The 12,668-nt window shown below is 59.1% G+C and carries 7 protein-coding genes and 1 pseudogene; 5 read left to right on the top strand and 3 right to left on the bottom strand.

Going from position 1 to position 12,668, the window contains the following annotated elements:
• Positions 1 to 46: 46 nt before the first annotated feature.
• The 5 genes from acs (at position 47) to KHO07_RS04285 (ending at position 7,345) form a co-directional block, all read left to right on the top strand.
• A complete protein-coding gene (acs, locus tag KHO07_RS04305) occupies positions 47 to 1,984 on the top strand; it encodes an acetate--CoA ligase (protein WP_212626546.1) in 1,938 nt (645 codons plus the stop codon).
• A 47-nt stretch (positions 1,985 to 2,031) separates the two neighbouring features.
• Entirely contained in the window at positions 2,032 to 2,904 is an 873-nt protein-coding gene (locus KHO07_RS04300; RefSeq protein ID WP_212626545.1) for an oxygenase MpaB family protein, read from the top strand.
• Between the two features lie 83 nt (positions 2,905 to 2,987).
• Positions 2,988 to 4,004, top strand: coding sequence for a class I SAM-dependent methyltransferase (locus KHO07_RS04295; protein WP_212626544.1), 1,017 nt, complete (start codon positions 2,988 to 2,990; stop codon positions 4,002 to 4,004).
• 93 nt (positions 4,005 to 4,097) lie between these two features.
• Entirely contained in the window at positions 4,098 to 7,049 is a 2,952-nt protein-coding gene (locus tag KHO07_RS04290; RefSeq protein WP_212626543.1) for a DUF748 domain-containing protein, read from the top strand.
• Positions 7,049 to 7,345 carry a DUF2845 domain-containing protein gene (locus KHO07_RS04285; RefSeq protein ID WP_212626542.1) on the top strand — a complete coding sequence of 99 codons (297 nt, stop codon included), beginning with the start codon at positions 7,049 to 7,051 and terminating at the stop codon, positions 7,343 to 7,345. The genes KHO07_RS04290 and KHO07_RS04285 overlap by 1 nt, the downstream gene beginning before the upstream one ends.
• Positions 7,346 to 7,574: 229 nt before the next feature.
• On the opposite strand, the gene KHO07_RS04280 is transcribed toward KHO07_RS04285, so the two are convergent.
• From KHO07_RS04280 to KHO07_RS04270, 3 genes and pseudogenes are all read right to left on the bottom strand, one after another.
• Positions 7,575 to 7,931: a BON domain-containing protein gene (locus KHO07_RS04280; RefSeq protein ID WP_075949497.1), complete on the bottom strand. Its 357-nt coding sequence runs from the start codon at positions 7,929 to 7,931 to the stop codon at positions 7,575 to 7,577.
• Positions 7,932 to 8,324: 393 nt separating this feature from the next.
• Positions 8,325 to 10,013: a DUF2875 family protein gene (locus KHO07_RS04275; RefSeq protein WP_212626541.1), complete on the bottom strand. Its 1,689-nt coding sequence runs from the start codon at positions 10,011 to 10,013 to the stop codon at positions 8,325 to 8,327.
• Positions 10,010 to 12,034: pseudogene (locus KHO07_RS04270) on the bottom strand (DUF3274 domain-containing protein). The gene KHO07_RS04275 and the pseudogene KHO07_RS04270 overlap by 4 nt, the downstream one beginning before the upstream one ends.
• Between the last annotated feature and the right edge of the window lie 634 nt (positions 12,035 to 12,668).

Genomic DNA, 12,668 nt, shown 5'->3' with positions numbered 1-12,668 from the left:
CGGCGCATCTTTAGATCTTGTCGCAAAACAAGAAGAAGGAACCGTCATGTTCGATATCAGCACGTTCCCCAAAGCCGATGCCGTCCGCCGGGCTGCACAATTGAGTCAAGACGACTACCAGCGCCTGTACCGCGAATCCATCGACCACCCCAGTACGTTCTGGGCTGAACAGGCCACCCGCTTCCTCGACTGGAGCACGCCTTGGGACACTGTCCAGCGCTACGATCTCAAAACCGGTGAGGCCAGCTGGTTTGCCGGCGCAAAACTCAATGTCAGCTACAACTGCATTGACCGGCACCTGGAAAAACGCGGTGATCAGATCGCAATCATCTGGGAAGGCGACGACCCCGCCGAATCCACCCAGATCACCTACAAAAAACTCCATCACCACGTCTGCCGCCTGGCCAATGTGCTGAAAAGCCGTGGCGTGAAAAAAGGCGACCGGGTGTGCATCTACATGCCGATGATTCCTGAGGCGGCCTACGCCATGCTCGCCTGCACCCGCATCGGTGCGGTGCATTCGGTGGTGTTCGGCGGTTTCTCCCCGGACTCACTGCGCGACAGGATTCTCGACGCCGACTGCCGTACCGTGATCACCGCCGATGAAGGCGTGCGCGGTGGCAAGTTCGTCCCGTTGAAACAGAATGTCGACAAGGCACTGCAAAGCTGCCCTGACGTGAGCACCGTGGTCGTGGTCGAGCGCACACAGAATCAGGTGAACTGGGTTGAAGGCCGGGACATCTGGTATCACCAGGCGTTGCGCGATGTCGGCGACGACTGTCCGCCGGAACCCATGGATGCCGAAGACCCGCTGTTCATCCTCTACACCTCCGGCAGCACCGGCAAACCCAAAGGCGTGCTGCACACCACCGGCGGTTACTTGCTGCAGGCGGCGATGACCTTCAAGTACGTGCTGGACTACCGCGACGGCGAAGTGTTCTGGTGCACCGCCGATGTCGGCTGGGTAACGGGGCACAGCTACATCGTCTACGGGCCGCTGGCCAATGGCGCGACCACGCTGATCTTCGAAGGGGTGCCGAGCTACCCGAGCACCTCGCGCTTCTGGCAAGTGATCGACAAGCACAAGGTGAACATTTTCTACACCGCGCCCACCGCTTTGCGCGCACTGATGCGTGAAGGTCCGGAACCGTTGAAGGAAAGTTCCCGCGCCAGCGTCAGATTGCTCGGCACCGTCGGTGAGCCGATTAACCCGGAAGCGTGGGAGTGGTACTTCCATGAAGTCGGTGAAGAGCGCTGCCCGATTGTCGATACCTGGTGGCAGACCGAGACCGGCGGCATCATGCTCAGCCCGCTGGTGAGCGCGCAACGGATTAAACCCGGCTGCGCCACGCAACCGATGTTCGGCGTGCAACCGGTATTGCTCGACGAACAGGGCAAGGAAATCAAAGGCGCCGGCAGTGGCGTGCTGGCGATCAAATCCAGCTGGCCGGCGCAGATCCGCAGCGTCTATGGCGATCCGCAACGGATGATCGACACCTACTTCAAGCCCTACCCCGGCTATTACTTCACCGGTGACGGCGCCCGCCGCGACGAAGATGGCGATTACTGGATCACCGGACGTATCGACGACGTGATCAACGTGTCCGGGCACCGCATCGGCACCGCCGAAGTGGAAAGTGCCCTGGTGTTGCATGACTGCATCGCAGAGGCGGCCGTGGTTGGTTACCCTCATGACGTCAAGGGCCAGGGTATCTACGCCTTCGTCACGCCCATGAACGGCGTCGACGCCGGCGACGATCTGAAGAAGGAATTGCTGGCGATGGTCAGCAAGGAAATCGGCAGTTTCGCCAAACCGGATTTGATCCAGTGGGCGCCAGCGTTGCCAAAAACCCGTTCGGGCAAGATCATGCGGCGTATTCTGCGCAAGATCGCCTGCAACGAGCTCGACAGTCTGGGCGACACCTCGACCCTGGCCGACCCGAGCGTGGTACAAGGCTTGATCGATAAACGCCTGAATCAGTAGAAACCCGGGCGCGACCAACGGCCGCGCCCTCCTTCCCGCGAGTCTTCATGGAATTCATCCGCACCCGCATTGAGACCCAAATCATGAGCCTGACCGGTCTGTCGCTGGGCAAGCTCGATCTGGAGAACCCCAAGGGCGATCCGGGGCTGTTCGGCCCTGATTCCGTGAGCTGGCAAGTTCACGGCGACTTCAGCAGCATGCTCATCGGTGGCATCAGCGCTTTGATGCTGCAAGCCTTGCATCCGTTGGCCCTGGCCGGCGTCTGGGACCACTCGAATTTCCGCGAGGACATGCTCGGCCGGTTACGCCGCACCGGGCAGTTCATTTCCGGCACCACGTTCGGCTCGCGACAGGACGCCGACTGGCTGATCGAAAAAGTCCGCACCATTCATTTGCAGATCACCGGCACCGCTCCCGATGGCCGGCCCTACGCCGCCAGCGATCCGGAGCTGTTGACCTGGGTGCACGTGGCCGAGGTCAGCAATTTCCTCGCCGCACATTTGCGCTATCGAAATCCGCATTTGTCGCTGCTGGACCAGGATCGCTATTACGCGGAAATTTCCCTGGTCGCAGAACGCTTGGGGGCCAGGAATGTGCCGCGCTCGCGGCGGGAAATTTCCGAATACCTTGAACGCATCCGCCCACAGCTGCTGTGCGATGAGCGCAGTCGGGAAGTGTTGCGACTGTTGTTGAATGCGCCGTCGCCTAGCCGCCTGGCCAGGCCTTTCGGCGGACTGATGATGCAGGCTGGCATCGATCTGTTGCCAGACTGGGCCAGTGACATGCTCGACGTCCGCCAGAGCCCGCTGCAACGCAAACTGATCCGCGCCAGCGTCAATCGCAGTGCGCCAATGTTGCGCTGGGCGGTGCGCAATGGCTCGGTGCAACGGGCCAGGCGTCGGATGGGGTTGCTGACCTGACCCCGGACTCTGTGGCAAGCCCCTCATCCAAACTCCACAGTGTTAAACTCCCGCGCCAAATTACCTCCTGCAAGGCGCTCAGCATGTCTTCCTTGAATCAGGCGCTGCGCGCCGCCCTCGATCATCGCCAGGACCTGCTCGCCGAGCTGCACAGCCAGGGCACCGACTGCTATCGCCTGTTTCACGGCAGCCAGGAAGGCGCTGGCGGCCTGACGATCGACCGGTACGGTCCGCAACTGATGGCGCAGAGTTTCCATCAGTCGCTGGAACGCGAAGACCTGCTGCGCCTGCACGAAATGGTCAACAACCATTTGGGCCTGGAAACCCTGCTGGTCTACAACGACCGCTCCCGTGGCAACTCGCGCATCGACCGCGATGACACCGTCTACCGCGCCGACGAAGCGGCGCTGCAGGATCTGGTCGGCCACGAGTGGGGTCTCAATTACCGCGTTCGCGGCCGTCACGCCGGGCAGGATCCGCTGCTGTTCCTCGATCTGCGCAACACCCGTGGCTGGGTCAAGGATCACAGCAAGAACAAAAGTGTGTTGAACCTGTTTGCCTACACCTGTGGTGTCGGCCTCAGTGCGGCGGCTGGTGGCGCTCGCGAGGTGTGCAACCTGGACTTCGCCGAAGGCAACCTGGCGGTCGGTCGTGAAAACGGCCTGCTCAACCCGCAGCTGCCGACCATGGAGTTCATCCAGTCCGACTATTTCCCGGCCATTCGCCAACTCGCCGGCCTGCCCATCAGCCAGCGTCGCGGGCAGAAGCTGCCGAGCTATCAGCGCCTGGAACAGCGCCAGTATGATCTGGTGCTGCTCGATCCACCGGCCTGGGCCAAGAGCGCGTTCGGCACCGTCGACCTGCTGCGCGACTATCAGAGCCTGCTCAAACCCGCGCTGCTGACCACCGCTGACAACGGCGTACTGATCTGCTGCAACAACCTGGCAAAAGTCAGCATGGACGACTGGCGTGAACAGGTTTTGCGTTGCGCCGAGAAAGCCGGCCGGCCAGTGCGTGAGTGGACAGTGATGAAACCGGGTGCAGATTTCCCGTCAATGGATCAGCAGCCGCCACTGAAAACCCTGATCCTGCAGCTTTGATCTCTGTCAGACAAATCTGAAAAAACCTGAACAGGCTGGTTGCTTCGGAACCGGAATCGCGTGCCATACTCCAAGGCACTCCGATTCAGACAGATGAAGCCACGCATGTACAAAGGATTGATTCGCGCCATCGGCGCCTTGTTGACTGCTCTGGCCCTCTACAGCTTGCTGGGCTTTCTGATTTTGCCGGGCATCGCCTTGCGCATCGCCAACCAGCAGTTGGCCAATTACTCCACGATGCCCGCCGCGCTTCAGCGCATAGAACTCAACCCGTTCAGCCTCGAAGTGACCCTGTGGGGCCTGAGCATTGGTGAGCCCGGCAAGGAACAGATTGGCTTCGAACGTCTGTACGCCAACCTGCAACTCGACAGCTTGTGGACCAAGGCGCTGCATCTGTCAGACGTTGAACTGGACAAGTCCAAGACCGAAATCCTCTTCAGCAAGGACGGCAAACTCAACCTGCTCGGACTGTTCAAGATTCCGGCCAGCGAGCCCACCCCAGCCGACCCGGATGCCAAGCCGTTTCCGTTGCGCATCGAGCGCATCAAACTGGCCGGCGGTGCCGTGCACTTTGAGGATGCCCGGCCCAGCGAACCCATCGAGTTTCTCTACGACTCACTCGATTTCGAGCTGAAAAACCTCAGCACCCTGCCCGAAGACAGCGCCGACATGACCCTGGTTGCCATCGGCCCCAACGGCGGGCAGATCGACTGGACCGGTAACTTCAGCCTGATCCCGATTGCCTCCGAAGGTAAGTTGAAAATTACCGACGGCAAGATGAAAGCTTTCTGGCCGTATGTGCGCGACGCCGTCCCCCTGGACCTCGAAAGCGGTGTCATGAGCATCAGCACCGACTACAAACTCAATCTGTCCAAAGAAACCGAACTGCTGCTGAGCAATCTTTCGGCCACCATCGCGCCCTTCGCCATCAAGGCAACGGACGGACGACCGCTGGTGAAGCTTGAGCGTCTGGACGTCAGCGAAACCACCGTCGATCTGGCCAAGCAACAAGTGGTGGTCGGCAAGATCCGCAGCCACAAGCTGGAAACCTGGGCCGCGCTGGAAGCCGATGGTCAGCTCGACTGGCAGAAACTGTTCGCCAGCCAGCCCTCCAAGCCTGCCGCCAAAGCCAACGCCGAACCGGCCAGTACGCCGGCTGCCGCCGACTCGCCGAAAACCGAGCCCGCCCCAAGCAAGCCCTGGCAGGTACTGCTCAACGACGTCCAGCTACGCGATTACCAAGTGCACCTGGCAGACCGCAAGGCTCAGCCCGCCGTGGCCCTGGAACTGGGGCCGCTGAATCTCGACCTGCAGAAATTCGACAGCCTCAATGGCTCGCCCTTCTTGCTCAAACTCGACACAGGTGTGGGCAAGCAAGGCAAGCTCACGGCCGATGGCGAGGTCAATCTGGCGCCGGTCAGCGCCAAACTGAATGTGCAGACCAAGGACATTGACCTGCGCGTCGCCCAGTCCTACATCAGCCCGTTCATTCGCCTGGAACTGCGCAGCGGCATGCTCGGCAGTGATCTGGCCGTCAACCTGAAAAGCACCGAGCCGCTGGCTTTCAACGTCACCGGTCGTGCCCAGGTCGATCAGTTGCACACCCTCGACACCCTGAAAACCCGCGACTTCCTCAAGTGGCAGCAGGTGGTGGTCGAAGGCCTGAACTATCAGCATGGAGACAGCCTGTCGATCGACAAAGTCAACCTGCTGCAACCCTACGTACGCTTCATGATCAACGATGACCGCACCACCAACGTCGATGACTTGTTGATCCCGCAACCAGCCGACACCGGCGCCAAACCTGCCGCCGCCAAACCCGCCGCCAGCAAAGAAAAACCGTTGGGCATTCACATCGGCGGCATAGCCATCAATGACGGCTCGGCCAACTTCGCCGACTTCAGCCTGACGCCGAACTTCGCCACCGCGATCCAGCAGCTCAACGGGCAAATCGGCACCATCGACAGTCGCCAGGCCAAGCCGGCCAGTGTCGACGTCAAAGGCAAGGTCGACCGCTATGCACCGGTGACCATCAAAGGTGCGGTCAACCCGTTTGATCCGATGGCCAGCCTCGACATCGCCACCAGTTTCAAACGCGTGGAACTGACCACACTGACGCCGTACTCCGGCAAATTCGCCGGATACCGTATCCGCAAGGGCCGACTGAACCTCGACCTGCATTACCGAATCACCAAAGGCCAGCTCAAGGCCGACAACAAAGTGGTGGTCGAGCAACTGCAACTGGGTGAAAAAGTCGACAGCCCCGACGCCGTGAGCCTGCCGCTGAAACTGGCAATTGCCCTGCTCAAGGACGTCGACGGCAAGATTTCAATCGAACTGCCGGTGACCGGCGACCTCAACAACCCGCAGTTCAGCGTCATGCCGATTGTCTGGCAAACGTTGCGCAACCTGATCGTCAAGGCCGCCGCCGCACCGTTCAAACTCATCGGAGGATTGGTGGCCGGTGGCGGTTCGGAAGATCTGGGCAGCGTGTCGTTCGCGCCAGGTTCCAGCGTTCTGAGCAAGGATGCCGAAGGCGCCCTGGACAAACTGTCGAAAGCGCTCAAGGAACGCCCGGCCCTGCGCCTGGAAATCGAAGGTACGGCCGCGAAGAGCAGCGACGGTCCGCTGATTGCCGAGCAGCGGCTGGAACGGGAATACCAGTACAACTACTACAAAATGCTCCAGCGCCGAGGCGACAAGGTGCCGGCCAGGGCTGGCTTGCTGGATGTGCCCGACGGCGAGAAAGGCCCGTTGCTGGAAGGGATCTATCGCACACGCCTGAAAACCCAGCCGCCTGCTGAGTGGAAAGATCTGGGCAAAGAAGAACGCAGCGCAAAAATGCGTGCCGACGTGATCCAGTTCTGGAGTTCCAGCGAAGTCCTGTTGCGTGAATTGGGTCAGGATCGCGCCAGCACCATCAAGGACTATCTGGTCGACAAGGGCCAACTGGCCGATGATCGCGTTTACTTCATCGATGCGCAGTTGGGTGAAGCGGAAAAAGACGGCAAGGTCGTCACGCCGATGCATCTGGACGCCGAGTGATGGGCAAACGGCTGCTGCTCGCACTGGTGTTGGCAGCAGCGGCGAGCCCGGCTTCGGCGGCGGATACTTTGCGCTGTGGCAGGCAGTTGATCAGTACCGGCGACCGCTCCAGCGAGGTGCTGCAAAAATGTGGGGAGCCGGTCAGCCGCGACGTGCTCGGTTACAAGCGCAGTGCCAATCGACGGGAAGAGTTTCAGGTCGAGGAATGGACTTACGGTCCGAACGGCGGGATGTATCAGTACCTGCGGTTTGAAGCGAATCGCTTGGTGCAGATCACCAGCAAGCGCGGTAATTGAAGATCAAAAGATCGCAGCCTTCGGCCGCGCCTACAGGATGAGTACGTCTGTAGGCGCGGCTGAAGGCTGCGATCTTTTGGTTTCCCGAATAGAACAGGCCCCGACACGAATGCCGGGGCCTGTAATGGCCACATCCTTGTGGCCGTTCGCATGAACACTCAAGAGGCGGCAGGCGTATGGCTCGGCCCGTCTACCGCATCTTCTCCCGGTCCAGGCGAGAAGCCTTGCCTTACTCGGCTTTCAGGCCGTCAGCGGAGACCGCTTTAACGCCTTTGATTTTCTTGGCGATCGCCACGGCGGTGGTTTTCTGAGCGTCGGTTACAGCAACGGTGGACGACAGGGAAACGACGCCTTTGTTGGTTTCAACTTTGATATCGGTACCTGGGATACCTTTTTCGGTGACCAGGTCAGCTTTGACTTTGGTAGTGATCCAGGTATCGGAAGTAGCTTCTTTCGCCTCAGTGACTTCACCGGCGGCCAGCACCATTGGCGACTGGGTAGCCTGGGTGCTTTGGGCGAACGCAACGTTGGCCATGGTCAGGGTCAGCGCGGTAGCAGCAGCGGCAGTGATAGCGAACTTCTTCATACGAGTAACTCCTGTTTTTCTAGAAAATCTGCTGGGTTGATGTCAGCAGGGTTACCAGAGATATTGCGAACGGTGTGCCAAGTTTGAGACAGGAAATTTATTCATATAAATCAATAACTTAACAAAATGATCATTTTTTGGATTCGTGCAAAATGCATGAGTTGAACTTTATCTACATGCAAGTTGCGGGTTTTTACGCAGGCCTAAGGCCATGAATTGTCGAAGCTTTTCATTCGCTTACTTGGGAATAGGGCAAAAACTGTTTTTCATTGAAAGAAAAAAGATACAAGCAGTCCGTGGCGATCCTGATTGATCGCAGCGGCGCCGACCTAACTTGCCCGCACATCCCGAGCGCCAGCGCGGCGGGTGTCTTCCCCACACAAACAGGATGGCTCATGGTCTGGGTGCGCCGCCGTTAGGGGAACCAAACTTGAACGGGTCGGCACCACGGTTCTTGCGGTTTTTCGCTATGCGCGCTGCGTCCGGTGGGCGGATCATTTGTACCGTCAGGCTGCCGTCTTGACCGGCGTAGACCACTGCGCTGGTACCGCCGTCGTGGTAGCTGGCGATGGTCGCCAGGTTGATCTCCACCAGCGCGCTGCTGACTCCGGTATTCCCCAGGCGCCGCCCGATGTTGTAACCCTCGTCGACATTGCCCAACTCGATGCCATGGCCGTCTGTATTCAGGCCGTGCAAGGCAAGGGTCAGGGCGATTTCAGCCTCTTGATTGTCGGTGGTGTCGTAGAACACGCGCACCGGCTTATGCCCTTCGGGCAAGGTATCCAGCGCCTCTAACCAGCCGGCTTGCAGCGCCTTGGCCTGCAACGCCGGCTTGAGCCGTTTGCCGTTTTCGTCCTGCATCGAGACCTTGATCGGGCGGTGCAGGTAACCCAGTACCGGCGCGGCGTCGAACTCTTTGACCTGGTGCTGGGCCCAGCGGATGGGTAGCCACGGCGAGGGTTGGAATTCTCCCGGTCCGCGGTTGCTGATGGTTTGCCAGAGGGTGGGGAGTTGGGAATGCCAGTAGGCGGTGGACATGGTGCTCGGGGGGATTGAGAGTTTGGCTCCCTTGGCGCGCTCTTGAGCTTCATACCATTTCAAAAATGCTTTATCACGATCCCAGTAAAAGGCCCATAGTTTGCCCAGATCGGTGTCTTTGTTCTGGTTATCTTCACGTTCATGAGTGGCATAACGGCGGATGTACCGATCCACTCGATCCGAGCGGGTGACCAGCAGCCCGGTCATGCTTTCGTACACCGTGGGGACTACCTGCACGCTTTGCAACCCAGGCGTACCGGGCTTGCGATAGACATCTCGTGTCACATCACCGTCCTCGCTCGCGATCAAGGCTTGGGGCACTTGAGGATTGTCATCAAAAAACTGGAACAGTCGCTCAATCATGCCTTGCGCATGGCTCGTACTTTCATCGTCCTGCCAGAGAAATTGGGTAACTCCCAGAGTTGCCTTATTACGACCTGAGTTAATCAGGCCGGCAGCTCGATAGCCTTTCTCGTATGGGTCTGGTGGACCCAGCGCAAACACTGGAATCGGCCAATATGCTACTGATTCGCCTGCCGAATGTTTGAAGGCGACACGGATTTTGATATCTCTGCTGATCTGTCTGAAGTCCAGCGAGTCCGTGTAATCCTTGGGGTCACGAGAGTAAATTGAAGCAAAGTTGTCGTTTTTCTTTTTGATGAACTGCCAGATTTCAGATTGATGGTCGTGATAAATCCCCAGCCCAACGCCTCGTATTTCCAACGCATAGGTCCGCGCTTGCGTAGCTTTGCGCTCGGCAATTTGCGCCTTGACGTCGGCTTTGTAAGCGGCAAGCTCCGCCTTTTCACTGGCCACCGCTTTGCCCCACCAGTGAACGCTGAAGATCAGCAGCAAGGGCCCCAAAATAGCGGCGATACCCCAGCGCATCACCGGCTTCATGTCACGCAATTCCATATTGAGTTCCTGTGCCTTGATTTGGACCAACCAGACGAAGCCGAGCCAAACGATCAGCAGTACGCCGGCGATCCAGAGGTAGGGTTTGAGTTTCGGTAAAGTCCGGGTTTGGTGTTGAGCATCCCTCACACGGCACCTCCTTCTTTAGCGGTGTCGGCAAGCAGGGAGGGCGGTACTAGAGAGACCACATCGGTGGGCGGGAAAATGCCTTTGTCGTAGTACATGTAACTGGCGGTTACTAAGGCCTGAGCCTCAGCACTGAGTCGCGACCAGCCTGACAACTCACTGGTCGATCTAAAAGTTTTTTCATCCATCTTCCAATCCGCAATCGCCACCAACACCTCACGCATCCGCGGGTCATCAAGGCAATGCGCCTGGCCAATGGCAATGTCCATCGCCGTCACCTAGCGCTGGTTTTCCGGACTGCGCAGGATCGCCGAGTGATAGGAATTGGCCCCCCATTCACGTTGGTCACGCTCCATGCGCGCCCGGGCTTCTCGAGGGGTTTCCTCGCGCTCGTGAAAAGAACTGGTGCGAGTACGAGCCGCGCCTTTGCGGACGGCGCGGGTGTGATCCTCCGGGTCTTCGGTTAATCCGTTAAACCGCGCCAGCGCCTCCTGCTGCGTGGTGTTGGGCGCGTCATATTCGACGGGCATCCTGATCCACAAAAAGGTCGCGGCGTCTTTGCCCAGGGCGATGCTTTTGGCAACTTCATCGGGTTTGTCCAGGCCGGCAGTGGTCGGGCTGCCCTGGATGGCTTCGCCGCCAAACATCTGCGGCGCATGGGGCGGGGTCAGGGCCTCGGCATTGATCAGGCGTTCCTGCCCCTTGGCGATCGGCGCTTGCGAAGCCACGCCGATGAGCATGGACGCGCCCGGGTAACGGTGCTCGCCCGGCGCGCGGATGAACTCGGGTTGCGGCGACTTGCCCACCAGCACCGGCTCGCCGTCACGCTGGCGTTTGGTCCACAGCCGTTGATAAAAGCCCATCGATTGCAGCGCAATCATCGCCGGTCGCCCGTCGGGCGTGGCATCGGGCACGCCGTAGGTGCCGATGCCTTGCACATCATCCAGCGCCACGGTGGTGTCGTCGGGGCAAAAATACACATACACCTTGCCGCGATTGTCGCGCTCGGGAAACACCGTGTGGTTGCCGATTTTATCGGGCCGCGAGCCTTGTGTAGGTGACCAGCGCGGGCCGCTGCGACCGCCATAGGTCTTGATATCCCGGAGCGCGGATAGTGGAGGCTGCGCATGGGGCGTTTGCGTGACCGCGCTGACAATACCGATCAGTGTGGCGAGGGTGTCATGGTCCTTGGGGGTGACCTTGGGCAGCACGCTGTAAGGCGAGTCCACGAGAATCAGGGTATCGGCGCAACGCTGGTCCTTGTCCATCAACAGGGCCTGCGCCAACAGGGCGATCAAGGTGCCCTGGCTATGCCCCATGATGCTGATGGTTTCATCGGGTGATACCCGGCGAATCTCACGGACCAGCATCGCCAGCCGGTGCGCGGCGAACACAAAGTAATGCCGCAGCGGTGCATTGGCGAACAGCAGGAAATTGTTCGGGCTCAAACGCTCCACGGCGCCGGTTTTCACGTTGGCCTTGAAGCCCTCGCCGTACATCTCTTGCAGGTTATTGGTGGCGTTGACGAAAAATCCGCCAGCCTTGGCAAAGTGGCGATCCAGGCGATTGCCGTGGATATCCTGAAACTGGTTGCGCATCCGGAACGGATCACCGGCGTCATCACGCTTGACGTGTTCCGGCGCGGCCCGATAGCCCCAGTAGAACGGGATCATCAGGCTACGGGTTTTTGGGGCGTTAGTATCTCGGCGATAAAGATAAGTGTCAGGATCATCGAGAACGGCACTCTGATCATTGCTCAACGTTTCAAGCGGCACTTCTTTAGCCGCACTGTAAGCCGCCCCATACCGCCCCGCCTTCAGATCCGGTCGATCCAGCCGTTCGTTCACCCCCTGACACAATCCGGTTTCCACTGATTCGTAGGACGCCCCAGGGTCATTCACGCCGTGCAGGAAAATCACCACCCCCGGCAGGTCAGCGGGTACTTCCATTTTGCGCACGGTGTTGCAATTGGGCATCAACCGGGTCGTGAGTTGCGCCACGCAGTACATGTCTTCGTGGCTCATTGGTTGCCACCTTTCGGGTCTTCGCTTCGCACCGCGGCCATTTGCGTCAGATGCATCCTTTCTCTCTCCATCAGTCCGCTTGAATATTTCTCTCCTTGCACAGTGCTGCCACCCTCCAGATCGATTTGTTATGTCCGAGGTGATGATCGCTGACCGAGCCGTGATGGCTGGACGTTAGCGGGCGCAAATTCACCGGCACAACCGTGGCGATATGGTGGCTCTGTATGGTTTTTTAGCGAAGGAGAGGCGCAAGGATGCGTGGATGCTGGAGAGGCGTCTGAAAACAGATTTAATGTTCAAAATGTAAATCAGAACAGTCCTAGGAACCGTCTTACGTACTCAATGAGTGTTGCTTGAGGTACACCGTATTTTGCCTGGATGTAGCGATGCCCGGCAGGGGTGGATAGAGGCCATGCATGAGCATGGAGAGGGTAAAAAAAACCGCACGAGGCGCAATGCTGTTCAGTTAAGAGATAGAGCGAGCAATCAGTAACCTGTGGCGAGGGAGCTTGCTCCCGCTGGGGCGCGAAGCGGCCCCGAAAATGGGACCGCTACGCAGTCCAGCGGGAGCAAGCTCCCTCGCCACAGATACAATGTTCGTCCTTAACTGAACAGCATCACGCACAAGGCGGGG

The organism is Pseudomonas sp. PP3, assembly GCF_905336995.1.
Lineage (GTDB): Bacteria > Pseudomonadota > Gammaproteobacteria > Pseudomonadales > Pseudomonadaceae > Aquipseudomonas > Aquipseudomonas reinekei.
The sequence above is the reverse complement of the archived record's forward strand: the minus strand, read 5'-3'. Positions and strand labels throughout refer to the sequence as shown.